22 protein-coding genes are annotated in these 25,746 nt (G+C 60.5%); 15 read left to right on the top strand and 7 right to left on the bottom strand.

What is annotated here, in order from left to right; translation table 11 throughout:
• Positions 1-60: 60 nt before the first annotated feature.
• The 7 genes from YUA_RS0114335 to YUA_RS49970 all read left to right on the top strand — a co-directional run bounded on the left by YUA_RS0114335 (position 61) and on the right by YUA_RS49970 (position 7,568).
• Positions 61-873, top strand: a complete 813-nt coding sequence (locus tag YUA_RS0114335; RefSeq protein ID WP_027531326.1) for a DeoR/GlpR family DNA-binding transcription regulator — start codon at positions 61-63, stop codon at positions 871-873.
• A gap of 2 nt (positions 874-875) precedes the next feature.
• Complete coding sequence (locus tag YUA_RS0114330) at positions 876-2,417, top strand: sugar ABC transporter ATP-binding protein (protein WP_035970981.1); 1,542 nt, start codon at positions 876-878, stop codon at positions 2,415-2,417.
• Entirely contained in the window at positions 2,414-3,400 is a 987-nt protein-coding gene (locus YUA_RS0114325) for an ABC transporter permease (RefSeq protein WP_027531324.1), read from the top strand. The genes YUA_RS0114330 and YUA_RS0114325 overlap by 4 nt, the downstream gene beginning before the upstream one ends.
• Entirely contained in the window at positions 3,397-4,389 is a 993-nt protein-coding gene (locus YUA_RS0114320; RefSeq protein WP_027531323.1) for an ABC transporter permease, read from the top strand. The genes YUA_RS0114325 and YUA_RS0114320 overlap by 4 nt, the downstream gene beginning before the upstream one ends.
• Positions 4,390-4,439: 50 nt before the next feature.
• Complete coding sequence (locus YUA_RS0114315) at positions 4,440-5,555, top strand: substrate-binding domain-containing protein (protein ID WP_027531322.1); 1,116 nt, start codon at positions 4,440-4,442, stop codon at positions 5,553-5,555.
• A 135-nt stretch (positions 5,556-5,690) separates the two neighbouring features.
• Complete coding sequence (locus YUA_RS0114310; protein WP_027531321.1) at positions 5,691-7,055, top strand: FGGY-family carbohydrate kinase; 1,365 nt, start codon at positions 5,691-5,693, stop codon at positions 7,053-7,055.
• A 357-nt stretch (positions 7,056-7,412) separates the two neighbouring features.
• Entirely contained in the window at positions 7,413-7,568 is a 156-nt protein-coding gene (locus tag YUA_RS49970) for a hypothetical protein (protein WP_198029415.1), read from the top strand.
• Positions 7,569-7,586: 18 nt separating this feature from the next.
• Here YUA_RS49970 and nagB read toward each other — a convergent pair whose 3' ends face one another.
• The 4 genes from nagB to glmS all read right to left on the bottom strand — a co-directional run bounded on the left by nagB (position 7,587) and on the right by glmS (position 12,300).
• Positions 7,587-8,363: a glucosamine-6-phosphate deaminase gene (gene nagB, locus YUA_RS43960; RefSeq protein ID WP_035970979.1), complete on the bottom strand. Its 777-nt coding sequence runs from the start codon at positions 8,361-8,363 to the stop codon at positions 7,587-7,589.
• Positions 8,360-8,674, bottom strand: coding sequence for a hypothetical protein (locus YUA_RS0114300; RefSeq protein ID WP_198029414.1), 315 nt, complete (start codon positions 8,672-8,674; stop codon positions 8,360-8,362). Before YUA_RS0114300 ends, nagB begins: the two co-directional genes overlap by 4 nt.
• Positions 8,675-9,611: 937 nt before the next feature.
• Positions 9,612-10,034 (bottom strand): hypothetical protein, encoded by a 423-nt coding sequence (locus YUA_RS0114290; RefSeq protein ID WP_027531318.1) that lies wholly within the window; start codon positions 10,032-10,034, stop codon positions 9,612-9,614.
• Positions 10,035-10,473: 439 nt separating this feature from the next.
• Complete coding sequence (gene glmS, locus YUA_RS0114285) at positions 10,474-12,300, bottom strand: glutamine--fructose-6-phosphate transaminase (isomerizing) (protein ID WP_027531317.1); 1,827 nt, start codon at positions 12,298-12,300, stop codon at positions 10,474-10,476.
• 580 nt (positions 12,301-12,880) lie between these two features.
• Between glmS and YUA_RS0114280 the strand changes: the two genes are divergently transcribed.
• The gene (locus YUA_RS0114280; protein ID WP_027531316.1) at positions 12,881-13,114 is read left to right on the top strand and encodes a hypothetical protein; all 234 of its coding nucleotides are present in this window, start codon (positions 12,881-12,883) and stop codon (positions 13,112-13,114) included.
• Between the two features lie 127 nt (positions 13,115-13,241).
• Here YUA_RS0114280 and YUA_RS43955 read toward each other — a convergent pair whose 3' ends face one another.
• A complete protein-coding gene (locus tag YUA_RS43955; protein ID WP_245285165.1) occupies positions 13,242-13,931 on the bottom strand; it encodes a response regulator transcription factor in 690 nt (229 codons plus the stop codon).
• A 595-nt stretch (positions 13,932-14,526) separates the two neighbouring features.
• On the opposite strand from YUA_RS43955, the gene YUA_RS0114270 reads away from it, so the two are divergent.
• The 7 genes from YUA_RS0114270 to YUA_RS43950 all read left to right on the top strand — a co-directional run bounded on the left by YUA_RS0114270 (position 14,527) and on the right by YUA_RS43950 (position 21,641).
• Positions 14,527-15,342 carry a response regulator transcription factor gene (locus YUA_RS0114270; RefSeq protein WP_027531315.1) on the top strand — a complete coding sequence of 272 codons (816 nt, stop codon included), beginning with the start codon at positions 14,527-14,529 and terminating at the stop codon, positions 15,340-15,342.
• Positions 15,343-15,809: 467 nt separating this feature from the next.
• Positions 15,810-16,529 carry a sugar phosphate nucleotidyltransferase gene (locus YUA_RS0114265; RefSeq protein ID WP_027531314.1) on the top strand — a complete coding sequence of 240 codons (720 nt, stop codon included), beginning with the start codon at positions 15,810-15,812 and terminating at the stop codon, positions 16,527-16,529.
• 76 nt (positions 16,530-16,605) lie between these two features.
• Complete coding sequence (locus tag YUA_RS0114260; protein ID WP_027531313.1) at positions 16,606-17,742, top strand: DegT/DnrJ/EryC1/StrS aminotransferase family protein; 1,137 nt, start codon at positions 16,606-16,608, stop codon at positions 17,740-17,742.
• Positions 17,739-18,416, top strand: a complete 678-nt coding sequence (locus tag YUA_RS0114255; protein WP_051383171.1) for a sugar transferase — start codon at positions 17,739-17,741, stop codon at positions 18,414-18,416. The genes YUA_RS0114260 and YUA_RS0114255 overlap by 4 nt, the downstream gene beginning before the upstream one ends.
• A gap of 27 nt (positions 18,417-18,443) precedes the next feature.
• Positions 18,444-19,451, top strand: coding sequence for an SDR family NAD(P)-dependent oxidoreductase (locus YUA_RS0114250; RefSeq protein ID WP_027531311.1), 1,008 nt, complete (start codon positions 18,444-18,446; stop codon positions 19,449-19,451).
• Between the two features lie 41 nt (positions 19,452-19,492).
• On the top strand, positions 19,493-20,752 hold the full coding sequence (locus YUA_RS0114245) for a polysaccharide biosynthesis/export family protein (RefSeq protein ID WP_027531310.1): 1,260 nt from the start codon (positions 19,493-19,495) through the stop codon (positions 20,750-20,752).
• A gap of 232 nt (positions 20,753-20,984) precedes the next feature.
• Positions 20,985-21,641 carry a helix-turn-helix transcriptional regulator gene (locus tag YUA_RS43950; RefSeq protein WP_051383170.1) on the top strand — a complete coding sequence of 219 codons (657 nt, stop codon included), beginning with the start codon at positions 20,985-20,987 and terminating at the stop codon, positions 21,639-21,641.
• A 125-nt stretch (positions 21,642-21,766) separates the two neighbouring features.
• Here YUA_RS43950 and YUA_RS0114235 read toward each other — a convergent pair whose 3' ends face one another.
• Together YUA_RS0114235 and YUA_RS0114230 are read right to left on the bottom strand one after the other, a co-directional pair.
• Entirely contained in the window at positions 21,767-23,191 is a 1,425-nt protein-coding gene (locus YUA_RS0114235; protein ID WP_027531309.1) for an HlyD family type I secretion periplasmic adaptor subunit, read from the bottom strand.
• The gene (locus YUA_RS0114230; protein WP_027531308.1) at positions 23,178-25,319 is read right to left on the bottom strand and encodes a type I secretion system permease/ATPase; all 2,142 of its coding nucleotides are present in this window, start codon (positions 25,317-25,319) and stop codon (positions 23,178-23,180) included. The genes YUA_RS0114235 and YUA_RS0114230 overlap by 14 nt, the downstream gene beginning before the upstream one ends.
• Positions 25,320-25,746 lie beyond the last annotated feature (427 nt).

Raw genomic sequence — 25,746 nt, 5'->3', positions numbered from 1 at the left:
GGTTTGCAGTTGACCACTGGTCGAGACCGTGACCTATTTACAGGCAAAAGGGAGGGCGACGTGCACGAGCGGGAGCGCTGGCAGGTCATCAAGGCACTCTTGCGCGAGCGGTCGCTGGTACGCATCGCCGACGCTTGTCGCGCGACCGGCGTCTCCGAAGCCTCGATAAGGCGCGATTTCGCCAGGCTCGCCGAGCAAGGTGTCGCGATCAGAGTGCACGGCGGACTCGAAGCCCTGCCGGAAACCGCCAACGCAACGGGCGACGTCCTCTCTCTTGCCACTCGCTCCTTCGACGTCAGCCAGACGCTCAATATAGATGCCAAGCGCGCCATTGCGAAAGCGGCGGTCGCCCTCTGCACTGATGGCGAGACGATCATCATCAACGGCGGCACCACCACGTATCAGATGGGCGAATATCTGCGCGAGCGCCGTCTGAAGGTATTGACCAATTCCTATCTGCTCGCCGATGCGCTGATCCACACGTCGAAATGCCGCGTCGCTTTGCCGGGTGGTGAGGTCTATCGTGAGCAGGGCATGATCGTCTCGCCCTTTGACGAGGATGCGATCCAGCACTATTCGGCGACCCGGATGTTCATGAGTGCGATCTCGATCGGAGCGCTCGGTGTGATCGAAGGCGATCCGCTGCTCGCCCGCGCCGAATCCAAACTGCTTAAGCGTGCCGACAAGCTGATCGTGCTCGCCGATTCCTCGAAATTCGTCTCGCGCGGCAGCCTCGTCGTCTGTCCACTCTCGCGCATCGACACACTGATCACCGATTCCGGCGTGCCAAACGACGCGCTCGACATGCTGCGCGGTCACGGTATCCGCGTCGTTGTCGTCGATGCGAGCGCTCAAACCACTGCGGCGGCGTGACCATGACAACGGGCACGCATAGTGAAACTCCCGCCGCACCGCTACTGTCGGTGCACGCGATCGAGAAGGCCTTTCCAGGCGTGCGGGCACTGTCCGGCGTCTCGTTCGACACTGCCAGAGGCGAGGTCCACGCCTTGCTCGGCGAGAACGGCGCCGGCAAGTCGACGCTGATCAAGATCGTTTCCGGCGTGTTCCCGCCCGATCGCGGCGAGGTGCTCGTGGACGGCAGGCCGGTTGACCTCGCGCGGCCGGACGATGCAAGGCGAGCCGGCATCGCCACGATCTATCAGGAGCTTCTGCTGTTCCCGGAGCTCACCGTCGCCGAGAACATTTTCATGGGGCATGCCCCGCGCGCGGGCCTCCGCCGGATCGACTGGCGAGCGATGCACGAGAAGACGAATGCGCTGCTCGCTTCGCTCGAGATTCATGACCTGCAAGCCGACCGTATCGTCGGTTCCCTCAGTGTCGGCAATCGCCAGCGCGTCGAAATCCTGCGCGCGCTGTCGCAGGATGCGCGCATCCTGATCATGGACGAGCCGACCGCGGCCCTGACTGAGTACGACGTGACGCGGCTCTTCGACATCGTGCGCAAGCTGAAAGCCCGCGGGGTCGCTGTAATTTATATCAGCCATCGGCTCGATGAGATTTTCGCGATCGCCGATCGCGTCACGGTGCTGCGCGATGGCGCACATGTAGCGACCAGGCGTGTCGCCGACACGGACGCGGCCGAACTCGTGCAATTGATGGTCGGCCGCAGGATCGAAAGCCTATTCCCGAAGATCACGGTTCCGATCGGCAAGCCGGTGCTGGAGGTGAAGGACCTCGAACGACGGCCCCTGACGAGGAGGGTCTCGCTCACGGTGCGCGCCGGCGAGATCGTCGGCCTTGCCGGCCTCGTCGGCTCGGGTCGCAGCGAGCTGGCGCAAACCATTTTCGGCGTTACGCCGGCCGATAACGGCGAAATCCGGATCACCGGACAGAAGATCGACATCCGCTCGCCAGCGCAGGCACGGTCCCTGGGCGTCGCCTATGTTCCCGAGGATCGCGGCACACAGGGCCTGGTGCGGCCGATGACGGTGCGCGAGAACTTCAGCCTCGCCGCGCTTGGAAAGGTCGCATTCGGCGGCTTCATCGATCGCGCCGCCGAGCGCAAGCTTGCCGGCGACGGCGTCAAGCGCTTTGCGGTCAAGACGAGCTCGCTCGAGCAGATCGCGGGCAAGCTCTCTGGCGGCAATCAACAGAAAATCGTGCTCGGGAAATGGCTCGCCAACGGGCCGAAGCTGTTGATCCTCGACGAGCCGACGCGCGGTATCGATGTTGGTGCCAAGGCGGAGATCCATCGGCTGATGGGCGAGCTTGCGGCCCAGGGGCTCGCCATCCTGATGATTTCGAGCGAGCTGCCAGAGGTGCTCGGCATGAGCGACCGCGTGCTCGTGATGCGCGAAGGCCGTATCGTTGCCGAATTCTCGCGCGAGGAAGCAACCCAGGAGTCGATCGGCGCAGCGATGATGGGCAGCCATGGAAACGCGGAGAAAGCTGCATGACGGCGGAGACCTTAGCCGGCGCCGAGGCTGATCCGCGACGGCGGCTAAGGGTGCTTGCCTCGCAAGAGGCTTTGCTCGCGATCGCGGTGATCGGCCTCGCCATCGTCGTCGGCCTTTACAATCCGCGCTTCCTGGCGGCACGCAATCTTTCCGACGTGCTGCTCGGCAACGCCTATATCGCCGTCGCAGCAGTCGGCATGTCGATGGTGATCATTTCCGGCAACATCGATATTTCCGTCGGCGCGCTGATCGGCGTCCTGGCGACGATCAGCGGCACTCTGGCCGTGAACGGCGCACCGATCGTGGTCGCCTGGCTGGCGGCGCTCGTTGCCGGCGTCGTCGTGATGGCGTTGCAGGGCGTCATCATCGCCTATCTGCGCATTCCGGCAATCGTGGTTACGCTCGGCATGCTATCGGTCCTCAAGGGCGGCCTGATCAGCGTCACCGGGGGAAAATGGATCACCGACCTGCCCGACAGTTTCCATCTCGCCGATATCGAACTCTTCGGTGCGCTGCCATTTCCGGTTTTTCTCATGATCCTGGTGACGATCCTGGCCGCGTTGTGGATGCGTTATTCGGCCTCGGGACGCGCGATCTACGCGGTCGGCGGCAGCGCCGAAGCGGCGCGGCTCTGCGGAATTTCGCACCCGCGCACGATCGTGATGGTCTTCGCGCTGCACGGCCTGTTCGCAGGGGCTGCCGCCCTGCTCTACGCGACGCAACTGCGCGTCATCCAGTCGACCGTGCCGCCCAATCTCGAGCTGACGATCATCACCGCGTCGGTTGTCGGAGGCGTCAGCATTCTCGGCGGCGTCGGCACGGTGGTCGGCTCGACCCTTGCCGCCGTACTAATCGCCGAGATTGCCAGCGCGCTGGTCTTCATCGACGTCTCGCCCTACTGGATCCGCGCGGTCCAGGGCGTGCTCATCCTCGTGACCGTGATCGCCGACATTCTGCGACGCCGGCGCATGGCCGGAGCATGAGCACCATGAGCGAGATCCCTCTCCCCCAGGCAGCCAAGCGCGTCGTACCCTGGTGGTTGCTGCGCCACGAGACCATGCTCGCGATGATTCTGCTCATTGCGCTGATCGTACTCGGGGGCTTCAACAATCGCTTCCTCACGCTCGACAATCTGCTCAATCAAGGCAGGCTGACGACCGAGGTTGGGCTCATCGCGCTGCCGATGACCTTCATCATCATCACCGGCGGCATCGATCTCTCGGTCGGCTCGATCGTCGGGCTCTGCGCGATCCTGCTCGGATATTCCTGGAAAATTTTCGGCCTTCCCTTGCCGCTGGCGATCTGCTTCTCGCTGCTCGTCGGCGCTGCGGCGGGCTTTCTCAACGGGATCGTCATCACCAAGGTGAAAGTGCCGCCGCTGATCATGACCATCGCGACGCTCGCTCTCTACCGTGGGCTAGCGGAGGGCATCAGCCAGGCGCGTTCGGTGCGGGGGTACCCGGAATGGTTCTACTTTGTCGGACAGGAAAACCTCTTCGGGGTGCCGGCGCAGCTCTGGCTCTTGCTGATCGCGATCGTGGTCGCGGCAATCGTTCTTGACCGCACCACTTTCGGCCGGACACTTTATGCAATCGGCAACAACGAAACCGCCGCGCGCTTTTCCGGTTTGCCGGTCGATCGCGTCAAGCTGATCGTCTACACGCTGTCGGGTTTGATGGCCGGCCTTTCCGCTTGTGTTCTCGTGTCGCGCGTGACCACGACCCGCTCGGACATGGGGATCGGTTATGAGCTCGACGTGATCGCGGCGGTGGTGCTCGGCGGCACCAGCATATTCGGAGGCGTCGGCACGATCTGGGGCACGGTGGTCGGCCTGGCGATGATCCAGCTCTTGAAAAACGGGCTGGCCCTGACCGGCGTCAAGGGCGACGCGACGATCGTGGTCATCGGCACGGTGCTCATCTTTTCAACTCTTGTGGCGAGTTCGCTCCAGCGGCGACGCGAGGGCGTTTGATGGCGTGTCTGGCCGCAGAAAAAGCGGCTTCAACATGGGAGGAGAACAAAATGAAACTCGGATTTTCTGCTGCATTCCTCGGCGCGACGCTGCTGGCCGGAACGGCCTCTGCGGCGGACAAGAGATGGGACGGCGCGGACGACCTGCCTGTCAACCCGCTTGCATGTTCGGCTGGCGAGGCCAACGCCGCGCCCGCGGCCAAGCCTTATGACGGCGGCCGGCCAACCAATGCGGCCGACAAGGCAGGCAAACCAATCACGCTGGTCGACGTGCCGAAGCTGATCGGCATCGGCTATTTCAACGCAACCTCGAAAGGCATGCAGGACGCCGCCAAGGCACTCGGCAATGTCACGGTGAAGACCGACGGCCCGACCGAGGCCAAGATCGACGAGCAGATCAAGTTCATCGACAATTACATCACCAGCGGCGTCGACGGCATTCTCTTCGCGGCCAACGATCCGGTGGCGATCGCGCCAGTCCTGAAGAAGGCGCTGTCGAAGGGCATCCATGTCGTCGGCTATGACGCCAACTCGACGCCGGATGCGCGCGAGTGGTTCGTCAATCAGGCCGAGTTCAACGGCATCGCCAAGGCGATGATCGACTCGATGGCCAAGGAGGCCGGCGAGGACAAGAGCTTTGCGATCGTCACCTCAACCTTCACGACGCCGAACCAGGCACGCTGGATCGCTGAGATGTGGGCCTATGCGCAGAAGTGCCATCCCAAGCTGAAATGGCTGGAAACGGTCGAGGCGCAGGAGGACAACAATCTGTCCTTCAACCAGGCAACGACACTGATCAACAAGCATGGCGATAAACTGGCTGGCCTGTTCGGCATGACCTCGGTCGCGACGCCCGCTTCGGCGGAAGCCGTGACCAAGGCTAAGCTCTGCGGCAAGGTGGCGGTGGTCGGCCTCGCCACGCCAAACGCGATGAAGCCGTATGTCAACGCGGACTGCGTCAAGTCGGTCGTGCTGTGGAATCCGGTCGATCTCGGCTATGCAGCGACCTACGTGATGCGTGCTGTGGTAGACGGCACCCTAAAGCCCGGCGCGACCTCGGTGGAAGCCGGCAAGCTCGGCAAGCTGAACGTGGTCAATGGCAGCGAGATCCTGCTTGGCTCGCCCTTCATCTTCACGAAGCAGAACATCAAGGACTTCGATTTCTGATCTGAACTCGTCGCCCGGCTGCCGAACGCGGTCGGGCGACGTACTTTTGGCCTCCGCTGTCATGGATTTAGCAGGCCGACCATGACATGGTGGTGATGTTGGGGTCGAGATGTTCCATCTGCCTTGAGCTTGACGATGAGCCAGACGGTCGCAGTTCTCGACATCGGCAAGACCAATGTAAAGCTTGCTTTGTTCGACCACGGCCGACTCCTCTGGGAGAAGTCGGCGCCCAACCGCGTTTTGCCCGGGCCGCCTTATCCGCACGAAGACGTTGAGAGCGCGTGGCACTTCTTCCTCGATGCGCTTCGTGAGGCCGCACGCACGCATCAGATCAGTGCGATTGTTCCGACCGCGCATGGCGCAGCCGGTGCTTTGATCGGCGAGAGCGTCCTCGCCGCTCCGGTCATGGACTACGAATTCACAGGCGTAGAAGTGATCGAATCCGAGTATGCCAGGCTGCGGCCGCCCTTTTCGGAGAGCCTGTCGCCGAAAGTGCCCGCCGGCCTCAATCTCGGTCGGCAACTCGCCTATCAGAAGTGGCGCTGTCCGGACCTCTTCGCCAAAGCGAGGCATTTCGTTGGCTATCCACAATATTGGGCCTGGCGCTTGAGCGGCGTTGCCGTCTCCGAAGTCACTACCCTCGGCGCTCATACTGATCTCTGGGCGCCGCGGCAGGGACAGGTCTCAAGCCTCGCCAAAGCTCTCGGCATCGACCACTTGCTGCCGCCGCGGCGCCGCGCCTTCGATCCGCTCGGTCCGATTCAGCCTGAAATCGCCGCCCTCACCGGACTCGCGCCTGAAACGCAAATCTTTTGCGGTATCCACGATTCCAACGCTTCACTTCTGCCCTACCTCGTCTCGCGCCAGGCGCCGTTCACCGTGCTGTCGACTGGCACCTGGGTGATCCTGATGTGCGTGGGCCTTTCGCTCGATCAGCTTGATCCTCTCGACGACACGCTCGCCAACGTCGACGCGCTGAGCCGCCCCATCGCCTGCGGACGCTTCATGGGCGGACGCGAATACGCCGTCATCGCGGGCGGCGGCGGCAACGCTGATCTTGACGCGATCGAGCGCGTCATCGCCTCGGGCGTGATTGCCCTACCCTGCTTCTCCGGCCATGGCGGACCATATGCGACGACCAAAGGCGTGATCTACGGCGAAATTGCAACGCGCGATCGAACCGCGCTTGCGACACTCTATTGCGCTCTGGTCAGCGATCTGATGCTGACACGGATGGGAGCAACCGGTGGAGATCTCATCGTCGAAGGGACGTTCGCCGGCAATCTTCCTTTCTGTCAGACTCTCGGCGCATTGCGACCGACGCAGCGTGTCTTTGGGGCGGAAGACGCCGCAGGCACGGCACGCGGCGCCGCAATGCTCGCGCAATGGCCCCCCTCTTACCATATCCGGGAGCCGGGCCCCGTCGCTCCGATTTCGATTACCGGCCTTGATTCTTATCGCAAGGCCTGGACGGCAGCAGTCAACATGATCGCTCGGTGACCAGACGCCGAACGAGCGATCAGCGCTCGCGCCGTATGCGTACCTCTGCTCGCGACCTCACTCTCAAGCCTACCTAAACTTCTGCGGATCGCTCCGAGCGCGACAGCCTACGCCGGCCCTCAATAGACTTTTTCTTGATCTCCCGCTGCAGACGCAGTGGCACCTCCAGAAACTGGTCTGCAGAAAATTCCGAACTATCGTCAAACTGACGAGGCGTTACTCTTGCCGATGATCGGATCTCACTCATTCGACGCTATCACGCTGATGTCCCGCCGTCACCGAGCCACTAGCGGCACGTAGTGTTCGAGCTCAGGTATCTCGGATAAGGCGCGCAGTCTTGGCCTTGGACAGGCGTATGTGTTCGACAGCATCGAGGCGTTGGCCATGTCCGGCGAGGTCGATGCGCTCTGGCTGCTAACGCCGAACGACACTCGTCTCGACATCATGCGCGAGATTCACCGCGTGACCAAGGCTGGAGCTCGCCCACCGCCAGGGAGCGTCCTGGCACCATGAAATCGCGCTGTCCCCAGCTCATGCCCTTCTCCGATCATTGGTATGAGGCCGGTCGATAAGCGCAGTGGCTGCCGATTCATCGCAGAGAACATCGACGTTGCCATGCAGCCGAAGTGCCGATGCGGGGCAAGCAGTCCCAATCGGACCCTCGATTGCCGCCGCGACCGCGGCTGCCTTCTCCGGTCCTGTTGCAATCAGAAGGATCCTTTTCGCATGCAGGATTGTCGCGATACCCATCGTGATGGCACGTCGGGGAACAGATGCGCGATCGGGAAAATCACCGGCATTGGCAATGCGGGTCGCTTCGTCGAGCCTGATCTCGCGGGTGCGCGAGGCGAAATCCGAACCTGGCTCATTGAAGCCGATATGGCCGTTGGTACCGATGCCGAGCAGCAGCAGGTCGATGCCACCGGCTGCCGCTATCTGCGCCTCGTAGCGTGTGGCCTCGGTGGCAACGTCGTAGGCCATGCCGTCAGGGATTCTGGCCCTATCGGCGGGCATATCCACGTGCCGGAACAAATGCTCCTGCATGTAGGCATGGAAGCTTCCCCGCGATTGCGGCGCGATGCCGACATATTCATCGAGGTTGAAGCTCGATGCCGCGTGGAATGAGATCAGGCCGGCGCGTGCTGCAGCGACAAGACGGGCATAGAACGGCGTCATTGTTGCGCCGGTCGCAAGACCAAGAGTAACCGGCTGTCGATCGCGCAACTCGGCGATGACAATTGCGACTGCGCGCTCTGCGACGGCACCCGGACTGCCGACAACCTCAATTCTTGGCGGATATTCTTTCATGCCGCAACATCTGCCGCCGCAGCGGGAAGGGCCAGCGGGCCCGCCTCCCTGCCGATGCCAAACAGCGAACGATGCACCAGGTCAATCGCGCTGCCGACCGCGCCGATCAGCGTGGCACGATTGCCGAGGGCGCTGAGCTCTATACGAACGGGCTCGCGCATGCACCGCCCGAGATACTCATCGATCCGCAGCTTCAACTCGGGCCGCGCGCCGATGCTGCCACCCATAATGACGATCTCTGAATCGAGGATGCTGTGCACGGCCAGAATCAATTTCTCCCTTGTGCTTGCGGTTCGCACCATGTCAGTCATGGCGGGCACGCAAACCCCGCGTGGACGGCACCAAGAGACAAAGCGGCTCAAGCTGCATGAGAGCGGCACCCACGTGCGGTTGTTGGCACCAGGCGTCGACATATTTTCATGTCAGGAGAGCAACATCACCGACATCCACGCAGCCAGCGACGTGCAAAGAGCAATTCCAAGATAAGGCAGTATAAGGCGCATCGGCTTTCCCCTCCGAAACGCGAAATATGAATCAGTATCTCATGCCGATAGGCCGACCACTACGAATCTAGGGTTGCACCTCGCTGCTTAGGGACGCGCTCAAGGGACCCCGCTTTGATATTCGCTGGTTCGCCGCCGAGGCGAGCTGCGCTTTCCTCTGGATAAGCTCATTCACTGAGTAGCATGCATCGCATTTGGTATTTTGCCGCATTCATAACCGTCACGGCGGCCGTCTTCTGGCTCCTGCTTCGCTTCGCTTCGATAAGCTCATCGGCAATTGATGCGGTAGGCCGTTGATCTTTGGGCGACGCTGAGAAGGCAAACAGAACTGTCCTAATTTCCCCTCTACCGCGGTTCCGAATCAGGAACATTGAACCTTCAATTGGTCCGTGTAGACTGATCTTTACCGGGGTTTTGCATCATCCCCCCTGGGGCTGGTAAGCCGCCGCCCGCGAGCCATTTAAGCGGGCGGCGTTTTTGCTTCTGAAAAACGAAAAGGCCCCTAGCCCGGGGCTGACCGGCTAAGGACCTTTCGTGAGGAGCGCGTACTCGGAACGCCGCGCAGCTCATTGACATCCATTTGTCACAAAACAACGTGTCCTAATTCAGGAGCGCTGGTGTCCTAATTGGGACGGCAGCCGAGGCCGCGGGCGCTGCGGCAGCGAGCAGATGCCGGCGAGGCGCAGTTGGACAGGCTGCTCCGAAAGGCGTACGCCCCCGCCCGCTTGGAATACACGCAGCCTGATCAGACAATCCCATACGACCTGCCCCACCACCGATCCACTGGGCAGTATTTTTTCCGATATGCGTCGATCGCGCGATTGGCGATCATCATAGGTCGGCGCTCGCCGGACCGGATGGCGAGATCGGACGTGGTCTGGCCTGCCGCCACCGTGTAGCTGAAGGTGAGCGCGGTGCCGCCGGAGCCGCCGGTGTAGCTCGCCGTACCGCCGTCGTTGAGGGCGAGCGTCGGCGTGCCGCCGCCGGTGTTGACCGTCACGGTCGCGCTGAAGTTGACCGTCAGCGTGACCAGCTTGCCGGCGTTGAGATCGCCGCTGCCATTGGTGATCCCGGTACCGGAAGCAGCAATCGAGGCGATCGTCGGACCCGCCCCCGTCGGGTTCTGGATGGCAATCTGTGCGACCGCCGTCTGCCACCAGAACGGCATCGAGCAGGAGGCCCTGTCCGAATCTGCACTTCTTCTATCATTCTCTTTGCCGCGGAAACTTCGGTAACGCCGCACCAAGATTCACTGAAGCCCGCACCATCTATCCGAGATCTGAAATCCGACGTCATCTCCGGCACCGCTCACGCGGACCCGAACATGAATGATCCTGTCAGCCGCCAGCGGTAACATTCGCCTGCGGGCGCGACATGCGGCCAGGAGATTGAAGCACCACGACAGACCGTTCCGCCGTCCCAGAAGGGGTACTTCCTCACGGGATCGGAGTATCCGCTCCCCACCAAGTTCGTTGCACCGAATGGGTCACTTCCCTTGTCGCCGACCTGGAGGAGGACGGCCGCATGATCGATCATGCTTCCAGACGGAGCCTTGATCACTATACCCGTGGACGGCGAGCGACTGTATGCTGCCACGGCATTCGCCCCTATTCGACCGTCACCGATTTGGCGAGATTGCGCGGCTGATCCACATCGGTGCCCATGATCACGGCCGTATGATAAGCGAGCAACTGGATCGGAACGGCGTAAACTATCGGCGCGAAGGTCGGCGCCATGTCCGGCAGCAATATCGTGGCTACGGGCTCGACAGTTGCTTCCGCCGTACCTTTGGAATCCGTGATCAGAATGATCTTGCCACCGCGCGCTACCACCTCTTGCATGTTCGACACGGTCTTTTCGAACACACCGTCGAACGGCGCGATAACCACGACGGGCATGTCCTCGTCGATCAGAGCGATCGGGCCATGCTTGAGTTCGCCTGCGGCATAGCCCTCGGCATGGATATAGGAGATTTCCTTCAGCTTCAGCGCGCCTTCCAGCGCGAGCGGATAACTGGTGCCGCGCCCAAGATAAAGGACGTCACGCGATTTTGCGATATAGCGAGCCAGCTTCTCGATCTGCGGCTCGCTGGCAAGGGCAACGGCCATCAAACGCGGAATTTCAATCAGCCCCCTGACGAGCCGTTTCTGCTCGCTCACGGAGATTTCGCCACGCGCTGCTCCCGCAGCGACCGCGAAGGCGGCGAGCGCCATCAACTGACAGGTGAAGGCTTTACTGGAGGCAACGCCGATTTCCGGGCCGGCCAGGGTCGGCAGCACCGTTTCGCTTTCGCGCGCAATGGTGGAGGTCGGCACGTTCACGACAGAGACGGTGTGAGCCCCCTTCTCCTTGGCGTAGCGAAGTGCAGCCAGCGTGTCGGCGGTTTCGCCGGATTGCGAGATGAAGACCGCGAGGTCGCCCTTGCCGAGCGGCGCTTCGCGATAGCGGAATTCGGAGGCGATATCGACATCAACAGGGATATGTGCCAGCCGTTCGAACCAATACTTTGCGATGGCCCCGGCATAACTTGCGGTGCCGCAGGCCGTGATTGTAACACGCCTGACCTCGCTGAAATCGAACGGCAGCTTGATCGGCAGCGCCACCCGCTCGGCTCTCATATCCACATAATGGGCGAGTGTGCGGCCTACTACATCCGGCTGCTCCCAAATCTCCTTGGCCATGAAATGGCGATAGTTGGCCTTGTCGGCGACGAACGACGCTCCACCCGATTCAAGCAACTCGCGAGTAACGACGGCGCCATTCGCATCCCGGATCACTCCTCTCGCGCGCGACAGCACCACCCAGTCACCGTCTTCCAGGTAGCTGATGCCCTGGGCAAACGGAGCGAGGGCAATCGCATCAGAGCCGAGATAGTTCTCGCCATTGCCATAGCCTACCGCCAGCGGCGAACCCCTACGCGCTCCGATCAGAAGATCGCGATATCCGTTGAAAAGAAACACCAGCGCAAAGGCGCCGCGCAACTGCGGCAATGAAGCCTTGACGGCGTCCTGAGGCGAATAGCCCATCAGCAGGTAGGAATGAACGAGGTGTACGACGACTTCACTATCCGTGTCGCTCGCGAACTTCGCGCCCCTCGCTTCGAGCACCTGGCGCAGTTTCCGAAAGTTCTCGATGATGCCGTTATGGACCACCGCAACGCGTTCGGTCGCGTGTGGATGCGCGTTGTACTCTGTCGGCTTGCCATGCGTAGCCCAGCGCGTGTGACCGATTCCGGCGTCCCCACCCAGTGGCTCAGCAAGCAGCCGCACCTCCAGGTTCCTGAGCTTACCTTCGGCCCGCCGGCGCTCAAGATGACCGTCATCAAGGGTGGCCACCCCCGTCGAGTCGTACCCCCGATACTCGAGGCGCCTAAGCGCATCGATCAATCGGCCCGATACCGCAGTTTGTCCCAGAATGCCGATAATTCCGCACATCTGTCAGGTCTCTCGCCTCGCCAACGATCACCAAATGCACGCGCGCAACGATCCATCATTGCCGATTGGCGTAGATTGGGGCGGTCGAATCGGGAGAACTGCAGTAACAAACGCGGGGTACTCCGCTTGAACGAGCGAATGCCGCAGGCGCCTTCCTCGTTTCGAGGACGTCTCCCCGCGGCGCAGATCATTGTAGTGAATGTGACTGCCGCGGTGGGATGCATGACCTAGATGCGGGCCATACTTCCACGTTCCTCATGCGAGCGGGTGAACCAGCAGAGCAAGCCCTCCGCGTCGCTATAACGTCGATGCGAGGGGATCGCGGCCCCGGCGGGGGGCTTATTCGCAGGAAAGCCGGGGCCGTCGAACACGCCGAAGTGGGCGGCACTTGCGGCGCAACGTGATTCTAGACCCCAAGACGCAATTGTCCATGTCAACCATGGGAATCCGGTTCGACGTTGAGGTACTCAACAATGATCATGGACCCCGAATGGCAGCTCGTCGTAGGTCCATTCCGGGACGCTACCGCGACGTCCGCTTGGTCTTGTCCCGGGGATGCACCCGTTTTCCGGAAGCGCCAATGCCACGCTATTTTTTCCACGTTCACGATGGCGGCTCAGTACCCGACGACCTCGGTTTGAATCTCCCCGACATTGCTGCCGCGCGGACAGCGGCCATTGAGTTGAGCCGCGAGATCCTCCGAAGCGAGATCGTTGGGCCATTTCAGGACCATCCGTCCTGGCGGATCGAGGTGAGCGACAGTCCCGAAATGAGCAGTCTGCCGCTGTTTGTCCTTCACTTTTCGGTCACGTAGTAGCCTGCAGCAATCGCCTGCCGATGTTGTTGAATCCGCGAGTGTCGGATTTTCCTAATCGAACGTCGGCGGGCCCCGGCAACCCGTTGCCCGTGCGCGGAGCGGACGAGCGCAAGATCGGCTCTGCTCATTCGGATTCCATCGACTTGACGGGCGCGCCTCGGTCATTCTGCGAAATGGCCAAGGCCGCGAGCGCCGTCCGATTGCTGATCTCCAGCTTCTGGAAGATGTGGTGAAGATGGACTTTGATCGTGCCGTCGGCGATGTTCAAGCGGCGTCCAATTTGCTTGTTTGATAGTCCTTCCGAAACCAGGCTCATGATCTGGCGCTCTCGGTCCGTCAGCACGGCCAACGCATTGTCCGAGCTCACCCCATGACCTGCCGGCACGACCTGATCCATGGAGGACTGCGGCACGATTCTTACGCCGCTCGCGATTTGCCGCAAGGATTGCACCAGCGCCTCGGGTGAGGTCTCCTTCAAGACCACGCTGCAGCCATCGAACGCGTCCGGCAAGACGAGCTCGTAGTCTCCTAAAGGGATGAAAAATACCAAGCGAGTCGAGCGATCGGTTGGATTATGGGAGGAGGAGTTCAGTGCGATCAGCTCTGGCAGTGTTGAATCGAGAATCGCGATGTCGGGCGCAAGATTCTCGATCGCCTGCACGCAACTTGTAACATCGCCACAAGATGCAACAGTCTCGAAATCGCCTTCCGCGCTGAGCACGCTGCTCAGACCGAGCAGAACCACCGGATACCGGCTTGCGATCACTACCCTTGTGCAACTCATTGGGCGCTCGCCCACCTGTCTTTGTTTCACCTATCTCCTGGCCCTACGGCCGCGGGCGAAAGCTTACGCAAACGCATGATCAGTGTCCCGAGGGACCTCGCCCGTAAAAACCCGGTGCGGGCATCGCAACATTGCATTCTCTCGAGTCCAGCTTCCGTAACGATAGGTCGAAAACCTTATCCTTCTACTTCTGGAAGTTCAGTCAACGAATCTCCCGGAGATTATGCCACTCCGTGACGTTTCAGGCCGACGCGCGGCTCCAGGGATTCATGCAATGTGTGGGAATACCCCCATATTGGCTCATCTGCAGATTGCGCGAACCGCGCTTTAGGACACCAGTCGATTCCGCAAGTGCACCTATAACTAACGATATATATGGAAATCGGAAATTCAGTTTTAACGTTCATAAAACCTTAACAAAGAATTAAGGCCAGAAACCTGCCAAAGAATGGCAAAGGTTGGAAGCACACAGCCGGGGTAGCACGAAAGAGAAGTGCGCCGAACAGCAACGATCAACTGAACGACCTGTGAGGAGGCAGGCAGACTGATCGGCGCAGATCATTTTGACTTCCCAATGTTTCATTACAGTCGCGTCATTGCGTAGCGTATGTCGCTGGAGGGTAAAATGCCGAGGCGTCAAGCTTACGAAACCATTCTTATTGGAAAAAACATTTTGGTCAGGGAGGGAATTTCACGGATCCTTCATGCTGCAAATTTCCGGATCGTGCTCTCCACTTCGAGCGCCGATGGACTGCCAAGCGAACTCCAAGCACATCAACTGCTGTTTCTCATCATCCACAACGGCGACAGTTTCGATGTCGCATTGGACCAGATACGCCTCGTCAGAGGTCACTATCCTGATGCTCGGATCGCAGTCGTATCGGATCATTATCGCCCGGATGAACTTGTCTCGGCATATCGAGCTGGTGCGAGCGGCTATTTCGTGAACGTCAATTCCTGCGATGCCTTCGTCAAATCCATCGAACTCGTGACGATGGGAGAGGCTGTCTTTCCTCCGGCATTTCTGTCGTTCGCCCTTGACGGCGTTGTTGAGCGCGAAGCAGCACCAACCGAGCAGGTCAAGCATGACATCGTGGACGTTGAGCATGGCATCGTGCTCAACGCGGAGGAGCCGGTTGCGCCACATCTTTCTCCGCGTGAGAAGGCGATCCTGTCTTGCTTGATTGAGGGTAGTTCGAACAAGTCCATCGCCCGAAAGATCGACATAGCTGAGGCGACCGTGAAAGTTCACGTCAAGGCGATCCTGCGCAAGATCCGGGTCCAGAACCGGACGCAGGCTGCGATCTGGGGAATGAACAATGGGCCACTGGTGCGCTCCGCAAATGGACACGCGCTGCCCTCGATGATCTCTCAACCTACAGCTCTCGGCGCCTTGCGATCCGACCGCCGAAATCATTCCGGCATCACTAAACTCGATTAACGGGCGTTGGTCGCGCCTACCACCTGATCGCAACGACATGCGATAAAGGACTAATCCCACGTCAAGGCAACCGTCACGCGGCTTGCGCTTTTCTAGATACGCCACAGCAGCCACGCTGCTGTGGCGTACGTTTGCCGCGTAGATCTCGACCGTCCCGGTCCACCCACAGCACACTGATTGTGCTTCGATTTCCGCGCGTTTAAGCGCGCCAACCGGCACGGCCGCGTAGCGATCGCCTTCGCACTCTCACACCCACGCGCGGCATTCGAATCTCGATCGCGATCGCACCGGACACACTCGATCATGTCCGCATACCCAACTCGTCTCATGCAAACGTACGAAGACGTGTTCGGCCATTTGCGTTTACGTTCTTTCCACGTTCCCGCGCGACCAGCACGTTGAGATCGGATACGCGGGCGAAAGGACATAGTTGAACAATTGCGGACTCTAGCAATACGGAGGGTTTAATGAAGGCGGTTATTCAATGCGGCGGCAAAGGAACACGCTTACGCCCCCACACCTCGATTTTGCCGAAACCACTTATGCCGATTGGTGCGCGTCCTGTACTTGAGCTCGTCCTCAAATGGCTCAGGCGGAACGGGATCAGGGAGGTCTACGTCACGACCGGATATCTGGGCCATCTCATTCGCAGCGTCTGCGGAGATGGCAACCAGTGGAACATGCGCATCAACTACACCCAGGAAATGGAGCCGCTCGGAACCATTGGCCCACTGTCGCTACTGCGCGACCAGCTCGACGAGCCGTTTCTCGTTCTCAACGGCGACGTGCTGACGGATCTGAATCTCAATCAGTTCGTGAACAGCCATCGGCGCGGCAATTCTCCAATCACGATCGCCACGTCGATCCGTCCGACAAAGATGGATTTTGGCGTGATCGAGGAGGTGGAAGGGCGGGTGAGTAATTTCCGCGAAAAGCCCGAGCTCACGCATCTCGTCAGCATGGGAATCTACTGCATGGACCCGTCCGTGTTCGAGCGAATCCCGTCAGGCGTTCCCTTCGGGTTCGACGATCTGATGTTCCAGATGCTCAACGACGATGTGCCAGTCAACGTCTTCAAACACAGCGGCCTCTGGCTCGACATCGGACGCGTCGAGGACTTCCTGAAAGCACAGGATGTCGCATGGGATGAACAATCACCGGTATTCGCAAGTCCGGTCGCGGCCTGAGGCCGGTTCTCGTCCTGCAATGATCGCAGCGGTCGCGCTCACCTCGCGAGCTCACGCCCAGATTGGAGATGAACACATGCTATTGGTATCAGAGCCGGTCCTGGGCGAAGAGGAGACAGCCGCTCTCGCTGCGGTCATTGAAAGCGGCTGGGTGACGATGGGAGATCGAGTTCGCGACTTCGAGCAGGCGTTCGCCCGCCTGCACGAGGCCGAGGATGCGGTCGCCGTCGGCTCCTGCACGGCGGCCCTCCACCTGATCCTGCACGCTCTCGGCATTGGCCCCGGGGACGAGGTCCTCGTTCCCTCACTGACGTTCGTCGCCAGCGCCAACAGCGTTCTCTATGTCGGTGCCCGGCCAGTCTTCGTCGATATCGGGTCCGCAGACGTTCCACTGATGTCGCTGGACGACGCGGAAGCAAAGTGCACCTCGAGGACCAAGGCCATCATTCTCGTTCATTTTGCCGGCTACCTTGCACATCGCGATGCCTGGCAATCCTTTGCGCGCCGGAAGGGGCTTCTCTTGATTGAGGACGCCGCTCATGCGCCCGGACTGCCCGAGGTCGGCAGCTATGGCGAAGCGGCCGCCTTCAGCTTCTATGGAAACAAGAACATGACCACCGCCGAAGGTGGCGCGATCATTGCGCGCAGCCGCGCCTTGCGCGAGACCATCCGGCAGGCCCGCGCCCATGGCATGACAAGCGGTACACGGCAACGCCTCTCCAGCCGCCGTCCTGACTACGACGTGACGGTTCTCGGCTTCAACTACCGGATGGACGAGCTACGGGCTGCGCTTGGCCTAGTCCAGCTCAAGAAGCTGCCGGAATGGAACGACACCAGACGCCGGTTGTCGGCCACTTACCGTGAGCTCATGGCGGAACATTGCGCGTCGGTGATGATACCCTTTGAGGATCCCTGGCCGTCGACCCACCATTTGATGCCGGTCGTGCTGCCGCCAGCAACCAGCCGCCAGCGGGTCATCGATCGCCTGCGCAAGCACGGTATTCAGACCACGATTCACTATCCGCCCGTCCACCACCTGACCTTCTACAGGGACCTCTATCCGGAGACGCGCCTCCCGCGCACCGAGGATTTTGCTCGCCGCGAACTGACGTTGCCTCTGCATCCGCGAATGACGACGTCGGATGTCGAGAGGGTCGTGATCGCCCTGACGACCGCGCTCGCCGCAAATTACCCAGTGGGAGCGGTAGCATGACCCTGCCCGAGATGGCGAACCGATGGGGCGCTCAATCTTGTTCGTTTCATTTGAGTGCACGGCGCGTGATCGATGTTCTCTGTGCCGGCACCGCGATGGTATTGCTTTCACCTGTGTTCGTCGTTGTGGCGTCCGTCGTCTGGCTTGAGAGCGGGCGTCCTCTCCTGTTCTCGCAACTCCGCCTGGGACAAGGCGGCGAACCGTTTCGGATGTACAAGTTTCGCAAGTTCGGACCGAACTGCGGTAGCGCAGGCTCTCCCCTGACGCTGCAAGAGGATAACCGTTTGACGGCCGTCGGCCGGGTTTTGGCCGCGACAAAGCTGGACGAGCTGCCGCAACTCTGGAACGTCTTGCGGGGCGACATGTCTCTCGTCGGACCTCGACCGGAGTCGCTCAGCTTTTCCGATTGCTTTCGCGACGGCTTCGAAAAGCTTCTCGACTACAAGCCAGGCGTGTTCGGCCCGTGCCAGGTGCTGTTTAGACACGAAAACAGGATGTATCCCGCCGACGCGCCTGCAGCGGAGTACTATCGAAAAGTCCTGTTTCCAGCCAAGGCGAAGATCGACCTTGCCTATTTTCCACACCGGACTCTCGCATCGGATTTCGGCTGGATCGTCCGCGCCGGGCACGTCATCGCAGTGGAATGCTGGGGCGCGCTAACACGGAAGCTTTGATCAAGGTAAGAGAAAGCGAGGGCGACGATGACCTACCTTGGAGCAAAAGTTCTTGTCACAGGAGCCGATGGCTTCATCGGATCGCACCTGACCGAGCAACTGGTTTCGGCAGGAGCTGACGTAACGGCGTTGGCGCAATACAACTCTTTCGACAGTCATGGCTGGCTCGACGATATCCCACAGTCAACCCGACAAAAGCTCCATCTCGTGCGTGGCGACATTCGCGACGCGTCTTTCGTCGGCCGGCTGGTTCAGGGCCATCATTACGTCTTTCACCTCGCCGCGCTGATCGCCATACCCTATTCCTATCTCGCTCCGCAATCCTACGTCGAGACTAACGTGCTCGGCACATTAAACATCCTGGAGGCCGTGCGGCAACACGCCATTGAACGGGTGGTCGTGACTTCGACGAGCGAGGTCTATGGCACGGCACTCAAGATGCCGATCGATGAATCTCACCCGCTGCAGGGCCAATCGCCCTACTCGGCCTCCAAGATCGGCGCGGACATGATGGCCGAGGCCTTCGCGCGCTCGTTCGGCGTTCCCGTCGTACTCCTCAGACCGTTTAACACGTTCGGACCTCGGCAAAGCGAACGCGCGATCATCGGCACAATCATCCGGCAGGCCCTCGATCCGGAATGCGGTGCGATCATGGTCGGCGATACGACCACCGTCCGGGACCTGACATTCGTGACGGATACAGCTGCGGCATTCATGGCGGCCGGGCTCGTTGACGATATCGAATATGGCCATGCCTACAACGCCGGCAGTCAGCGCGCCATCACGATTGGCGATCTGATCGACAACATTCTCGAGCTGACATCCAGTCACAAGCCGGTCCTTCGCGATGAAAAGCGCCTGCGGCCGACAAACTCGGAAGTGCGCGCCCTCCTTGCCGACTCCACCCGGTTCATACGTGCAACCGGCTGGACACCAAAGGTGACGCTGCGCGAGGGATTGGAGCAAACCGTCAAATGGTGGCGCGGGCGCCTTTCCACCAAACAAATCCGACAGCAGACAGATTTTATTACATGAGGCTGCTGCTGCCCCGGCCTGAATAGTGCAAGGAGATCGCTATGGACGGTACCAAGCGCGTTAGGACGTTCAGCCGCATCTCGATTGCCGGCTGGATGGCGATTGTTCTGCTCGTCAGCAGCCCGTGCTTCGCAGCACAGTACAGGCTGGCGGCGGGTGATACCGTCGTAGTATCGATCGGAGGCGCGTCGGAACAACGTCACCAGGCGCAAATCCAGATCGACGGCACGATTGCTCTTCCCGGAATCGGCACGGTCGAGGTCGCGGGCCTGACCACGGCAGAGTTGCAGAGCCGGATGGAAGCGCTGCTACAGTCGAAGATCTTGCGGCAGCGGCTGCCAGATGGGCGCGAACAGGCGGTCGTCGTCGTGCCTGGAGACGTGATCGCAAGCGTGGTGGAGTATCGCCCCATTTACGTTACCGGTGATGTTCTGACGCCCGGACAGTTGGCATACAGGTCCTCGATGACCGTGCGCCAGGCGGTCGCGGTTTCCGGTGGTTACAGCCTGTTGCGTTCCCGCAATCAGCCCGGCACCAATGATCCGGCGGATCTTCTGCGCGACTATCAATCCTTGTCCACGGAGTATGTGAAGGAGTACTTCCATATCCTTCGTGTCGATGCCGAATTGGCGGACAAGGACACCTTCGATCAGACCTCGCCCCGGGACATATCTTTGCCGCCATCTGCAATCGTCCCGATCGTGCAGGCTGAGGCGGAGTCGCTAAAAACCGCACAGCGCGACTATCGCAAGGAACGCAAATTTCTCGAAGACGCCGTAAAGCAGGCGGACGGACAGTTCGCGGCGCTCAGCAAGCAGCAGGAGGGCGAAGAAAAAGGCGTCCAGGCGGATGAGGAAGAGCTCGATCGCGTCGTGAAGCTGTTCGGTTCGGGCTCCCTACCGAGCCCGCGTGTCACTGAAAGTCGACGTGCCCTTCTGCTGTCTTCGACGCGACGCCTGCAAACCACGGTCGAGCTTATGCGTCTTCAACGCCAGCGCGAGGACTCCGCCCGGCAGATCGATCGCGCTGCAAGCCAGCGCACAGTCACGCTGCTTCATGAGCTAAGGGATTCCAACGTCCACATAACCGACCTGCGTATCAGAATGAGGTCGTTGGGGCAGAAGTTGCAGCCTGTAAACGGAAGCGCGGCGGTGCAGGCGGGAACGGGTGACCTAAAGCCCCACGTCACCGTTGTACGAAAGTCCGGCCAGGGCTGGGAGAAGATCGTCGCATCCGAAGATTTCGACCTGGAACCAGGTGACGTTATCGAAATCGCGTTGCGCCCGCAGGGTGGCTCCTAGCACCACCGGTTCGAACGCATCGCATTGACCCGCAAAGCCTCCATCGAGGCAATCAACAAGCGAAGTCCGGCTACCCCGCGTGAGCCTTCTCCGCTTCGCGAGAACGTCGGCTGGATTACTCCCAAGTTGACCGCCTAACTCCGATTCAACGTTTACAACGCGCCCGCCAGTCGGAGAATGGGGTCAGATATCGTTCATCTGAACGAGCCGGGAAACGAAAGGGGCGCATCGAATGCTGAACTTGACCCAGAGCAGCCCGGTTGCATCGCCTTACCAATCCAAGGAATCCATTTTCAACATCTCCAACCGCGCTCCCCCGATCCTCTCCGACGACCGTCGGTTCGACATGCGCGATGAATTGCACGCGGCCCTCGGCCGTGTGGGCTGCGCGCACATCTTGCTCAAACACGGCCAGGTGGTCGAGGTGACCCCGACAGGCCGCGCCATACTGGAGCGCCACTGCGGATCCGCGGCCGGTACAATATCGCTGTCTGTCGCTGTAAGGGAGGTCGTGAAGCGCGCGGGCGTTGAAGTTCCCGCAGGTTCGATCGCGTGGCTGGCAACGTCCTTCCGCGAAGGCATAACCAGCCTCGTCAATCAGATAACCAATGTCTGGTCGGACGACACCTGCGCGATCGTCCTGCTCGACCTCGATGCTCGTCCGGAGCCGTCGCCCCGAACGCTGCAACGCTTGTTTGGCCTCACGACCGCGGAGATTCACGTTGCCATCGAGTTGGCGCGCGGCGGAAATTTGCTCGACATTGCCCGCTCTCAGCGGCTGAGCCGAACGACAATCCGCTCCCATCTTGCGTCGCTGTTCGTCAAGACGCAGACGCGACGCCAAGTGGAGCTCGTCTCCCTCCTGGGACGTATCGCCTTGATCCCTTAGTTCGTTTCCGACCTGGTCTGATGCCGGGGGACGTATCCAGATGATGATCGCCACCGGCAGGCCCAGCGGGCGCCGTCCGATGGCCGAAGAAGTTTCGCTCCTCCATCCTCAGAGCAGCCTGGCGGCTATCGCTCTCGCAATATTTCCTGATTGTAGCGCATCAACGGTGAGAGCAGGTAGCTGATGATACGTCGCGAGGCCGTCCTGATCTCGACGGTCACCGCCATTCCTGGCGACAGTTGGACGGTCCGGCCCTCGACCTCCATCGAGGTACGGTCGAGGCTGACACGGGCCGCGTAAATCAGTTCCTGCCCTTTCGGTTCGCTGGACGACATCTCCGCACCGCCGGACTGATCCCTCGCCCCGTCCTCGCGCCGATCACGTATGATCGCATCCCGTGAAATGCTCAGGACCCGGCCGTTCAGCAGGCCATAGCGGGTGAAATTGAAGGTATCAACCTTGATTGCGACGGTCTGCCCCGGAACGACAAAACCAATATCACGGTTAGATACCAGAGCCTCGATCTCGAAATCCGGATTCAGCGAAACTACGGCCGCCAGTGTTTGCGCCGGCGTAACCACGCCACCGATCGTATGCACCGCGAGCTGCTGCACCACCCCATCAACCGGCGCGGTGAGAATTTGCAGCTTCGCCTTTTGCTCCGCCTTGATCATGTCTTGAGTGAGACCGGCGGCCCGCTGCTCGGCCTTGGACAGATCGTCATAGAGCGTTCGCCGGAACTCCGCTTCCACTTTCGATCTGGCCTGCGCGAGGGTCGCCGTTCCGGCCTCCGCTTCGCGAAGCCGGCTCTGCTGAACCAGAACATCATGCTGTTGACCGACCAAATCTTGAGCCTCGGTGAGATAGGTGATCTTGGACCCGATCGCCTTGTCATAGAGATATTTGCGAACGTTCACGCGCTCCTCGAGGAGCGGGATTGTTGCATCGAGCTTGGATATCGTCGCCGCGATTGTCTCGCTCTCCGCCTTTTTCTGCGCCAACTGCCTATCGAGCTCCGACAGCTTCATAGCGTGCTCTGCCATCTGGCTGGCCAGGAACTGACGATGCAGGTCGATCTCCTGCTGGCTCGCTCCTATCGGAGGGGCGAACTTGGCGACCGGATCGCTGGGTCCCAGCGCCGCGCGCAACCTGGCGCTGTCGAGCTGGGCAGCAACCAGATCGCTCCGCACGTGATCAAGTTCAGCGGCAGTGATTGTCGGATCCAGTTCGATCAGCACGTCACCCGCCTTGACCATCGCGCCGTCCCTGACGTGAATCGCGCGCACCACCCCGGTTTCCGCGGGCTGGATCACCTTGGTCCGGCCATTCACCACGATCTTGCCCGGCGCGGTCGCGACAACGTCGACCCTGGAAAGCGTGGCCCAGACCAGTGCGGTGCAAAACAGCAGGATGATGGTCATGCCGGTGGCGCGGCCGACCGGCGACGGCGGCCTCTCGAGGACCTCCAGCGCAGCCGGGAGAAAGGCGGTCTCCTCTGCGCGGCGCCGATAACGATCCGGGAACGGAACGATACTTCTAGCGATGGTCATTGATCCCTGCCTGGAGCAAGTGCAAGTTCGCGTAGCGTCCATTCGAGCGGATCAACTCATCGTGGGTGCCATCCTCGACAATCCGTCCGCGATCGATGGTGATGATCCGATTTGCTCGTCGTACCGTGGAAAGCCTGTGGGCTATGATAAAGACAGTCCGTCTCTCACAAATGCGCTGCATGTTGTCCTGGATGATGCGCTCGCTCTCGTAGTCGAGGGCGCTGGTGGCCTCATCGAAAATCAGAATACGGGGATCATTGACGAGAGCACGGGCAATCGCGATACGCTGCCGCTGGCCGCCCGAAAGGCTGCAGCCGCGCTCGCCGACGATGGTATCGTAGCCCTCAGGCAGCTCGAGTATGAACTCATGTGCTCCGGCAAGGGTGGCCGCATCAATGATCCGCTGCATCGGCATGGCAGAATCGGCAAGCGCGATGTTCTCGGCTACGGTTCGGTTGAAAAGCACGTCTTCCTGAAGAACGACACCCACCTGCCGTCGCAGCCAGGCGGCATCGGTCAAGGCAAGATCGACACCATCGATGAGGACGCGTCCGCTTTCCGGCACGTACAGCCGCTCGAGCAGCTTGGTCAGCGTGCTCTTGCCCGAGCCGGACGGACCGACGATCCCCACGACCTGGCCCGCCGGAACATGGAAGCCAATGTCGTGCAGCGTTTCAGGTCCGTCGGTGCGATAGCGAAATGTAACGTGATCGAATGTAACGGCGCCCTTGATCGGCGGGAGCACCGCGCGCCCTACGCCGACAGTCGGCTCCGGCCGCGTATTGAGGATATCACCCAATCGCTCGATCGAGAGGCGAACCTGGTGGAATTCCTGCCAGATCTGGGCAATGCGGAGAACCGGCATGTTCACGCGGTTCGCCAGCATATTGAACGCGACCAATTCACCGACCGTCAGACCGCCCTCAATCACCAGCTTCGCGCCGAAGAAAAGAATCGCTACTGAAACAAGATGGCTCACCAACTGCACAGCCTGACTTGCCACATTGCCGAGGCTCACAACCCGAAAGCTCGCGGAAACATAGCCGGCGAGCTGCTCCTCCCAGCGCCTGTTCATTTGGGGTTCGACCGCCAAGGCCTTTAAGGTCTGCATGCCGGTTATGCTTTCAACCAGGAACGCCTGGTTTTCTGCACCCCGATAAAATTTTTCGTCCAACCGCTTGCGGAACAACGGCGTCGCAATGGCCGAAATGCCGATGTAGAACGGGAATGCCCCCAGGACGATCAGCGTTAACATCGGAGAGTAAACGAACATCACCGCGATGAACACTGCAGTGAACAGGAGATCGATCATGAATGTCAGCGCAGAGCTCGTCAAAAAATTGCGGATATTTTCCAACTCCTGGACACGGGCGACAGAGTCACCGACACGTCGGTTCTGAAAATAAATGAGCGGCAATGATGCCAGGTGGCGGTAGAGCCGGGCGCCGAGCTCGACGTCGATACGGTTGGTGGTGTGAGAAAACAGGTAAGTACGCAACGCGCCCAGTACTGCTTCAAACACGGCGATCACGGCCAGGCCGATCACCAGGACTTCCAGCGTACTGATCCCACGATGGACGAGCACCTTGTCGATGACCACCTGAAAGAATAGCGGACTGACGAGGGCGAATACCTGGAGGAAGAAAGAGGCGAGCAGAACTTCCCCGAGCAGGTGGCGATATTTCCCGATAGCACCAAGAAACCAGGTGAAGTCGAACCGGCGAGACAGATCAGAAAGTGACGCCCTGCGCGCCATCAAGACCAGACGGCCGTCCCAAAGCGTCTCGAATTCGGAACGACTGAGTTTGCGCGGACGGGGATCCGAGGGACACTGAACCAGAACCTCGTCCCCGTCCACCTTGCCAACCAGGAGAAAGGCGCCTTCATTCAGCACGGCGATCCCCGGCAAGGGTATTCGCCCAAGACGCGCCCAACTGGTCTTGATCGTGCGCGCCTTGAGGCCGAAGGCCTTCGCGCATCGCACCATCTCCGTCACCCCGATGTGACGTGTACCTAGTCGATGGCAAAGTTGCTCCCCGTCGGCTGCAATGCCATGCAACCTGAGCAACAAGACGAGGGCGAAGCGCCCCGACTCTTCTGGAAACGCAATTTCTTGGACATTCCGCATGTGGTCCGCCAACATCTCACGATCAGCAATCGTGCGGGCGCGACTCTAACCCTGCTCACGGGATACCCGCGCGGCAAAAACGCAGTACATGTGCGGTTTCATTAGGTCCAAATAGGTAGCTCAGAAGCTCAAAACCCCACATCAAGGCGGCGTCATCGCCAGCCGGCCGCTTGTTATCGCAGCACGAACAATCTGTGGCGGACGATGCCCCGGCACCGAGGCAAACCGCGAGGTAATCCAAAGGGGGTAGTGAGAACGCAGGGCCGCATCATACAGCCTCACGCGCCGGCCAAGCATCGATCGAACACCGCCTCATCAGATCCATCTTCGCCGCACACCGCGGGAAGAACGGGTCGCTGCACGTGATCCTCATGTCGCAGCATCGCAACGAGCCGCCGCCGATTGCGCGAGCGATCGAGTAGTTACC

The organism is Bradyrhizobium sp. WSM3983, from assembly GCF_000473045.1.
Classification (GTDB): Bacteria; Pseudomonadota; Alphaproteobacteria; order Rhizobiales; family Xanthobacteraceae; genus Bradyrhizobium.
The sequence above is the reverse complement of the archived record's forward strand: the minus strand, read 5'-3'. Positions and strand labels throughout refer to the sequence as shown.

Excerpts from the sequence above, each read along its gene's own strand:
- YUA_RS0114330 (WP_035970981.1), top strand. The coding sequence starts at position 876 with ATGACAACGGGCACGCATAGTGAAACTCCCGCCGCACCGCTACTGTCG.
- YUA_RS0114325 (WP_027531324.1), top strand. The coding sequence starts at position 2,414 with ATGACGGCGGAGACCTTAGCCGGCGCCGAGGCTGATCCGCGACGGCGG.
- YUA_RS0114320 (WP_027531323.1), top strand. The coding sequence starts at position 3,397 with ATGAGCACCATGAGCGAGATCCCTCTCCCCCAGGCAGCCAAGCGCGTC.
- YUA_RS0114315 (WP_027531322.1), top strand. The coding sequence starts at position 4,440 with ATGAAACTCGGATTTTCTGCTGCATTCCTCGGCGCGACGCTGCTGGCC.
- YUA_RS0114310 (WP_027531321.1), top strand. The coding sequence starts at position 5,691 with ATGAGCCAGACGGTCGCAGTTCTCGACATCGGCAAGACCAATGTAAAG.
- nagB (WP_035970979.1), bottom strand. The coding sequence starts at position 8,363 with ATGAAAGAATATCCGCCAAGAATTGAGGTTGTCGGCAGTCCGGGTGCC.
- YUA_RS0114300 (WP_198029414.1), bottom strand. The coding sequence starts at position 8,674 with ATGACTGACATGGTGCGAACCGCAAGCACAAGGGAGAAATTGATTCTG.
- YUA_RS0114290 (WP_027531318.1), bottom strand. The coding sequence starts at position 10,034 with ATGCCGTTCTGGTGGCAGACGGCGGTCGCACAGATTGCCATCCAGAAC.
- glmS (WP_027531317.1), bottom strand. The coding sequence starts at position 12,300 with ATGTGCGGAATTATCGGCATTCTGGGACAAACTGCGGTATCGGGCCGA.
- YUA_RS0114280 (WP_027531316.1), top strand. The coding sequence starts at position 12,881 with ATGCCACGCTATTTTTTCCACGTTCACGATGGCGGCTCAGTACCCGAC.
- YUA_RS0114270 (WP_027531315.1), top strand. The coding sequence starts at position 14,527 with ATGCCGAGGCGTCAAGCTTACGAAACCATTCTTATTGGAAAAAACATT.
- YUA_RS0114265 (WP_027531314.1), top strand. The coding sequence starts at position 15,810 with ATGAAGGCGGTTATTCAATGCGGCGGCAAAGGAACACGCTTACGCCCC.
- YUA_RS0114260 (WP_027531313.1), top strand. The coding sequence starts at position 16,606 with ATGCTATTGGTATCAGAGCCGGTCCTGGGCGAAGAGGAGACAGCCGCT.
- YUA_RS0114255 (WP_051383171.1), top strand. The coding sequence starts at position 17,739 with ATGACCCTGCCCGAGATGGCGAACCGATGGGGCGCTCAATCTTGTTCG.
- YUA_RS0114250 (WP_027531311.1), top strand. The coding sequence starts at position 18,444 with ATGACCTACCTTGGAGCAAAAGTTCTTGTCACAGGAGCCGATGGCTTC.
- YUA_RS0114245 (WP_027531310.1), top strand. The coding sequence starts at position 19,493 with ATGGACGGTACCAAGCGCGTTAGGACGTTCAGCCGCATCTCGATTGCC.
- YUA_RS43950 (WP_051383170.1), top strand. The coding sequence starts at position 20,985 with ATGCTGAACTTGACCCAGAGCAGCCCGGTTGCATCGCCTTACCAATCC.
- YUA_RS0114235 (WP_027531309.1), bottom strand. The coding sequence starts at position 23,191 with ATGACCATCGCTAGAAGTATCGTTCCGTTCCCGGATCGTTATCGGCGC.
- YUA_RS0114230 (WP_027531308.1), bottom strand. The coding sequence starts at position 25,319 with ATGCGGAATGTCCAAGAAATTGCGTTTCCAGAAGAGTCGGGGCGCTTC.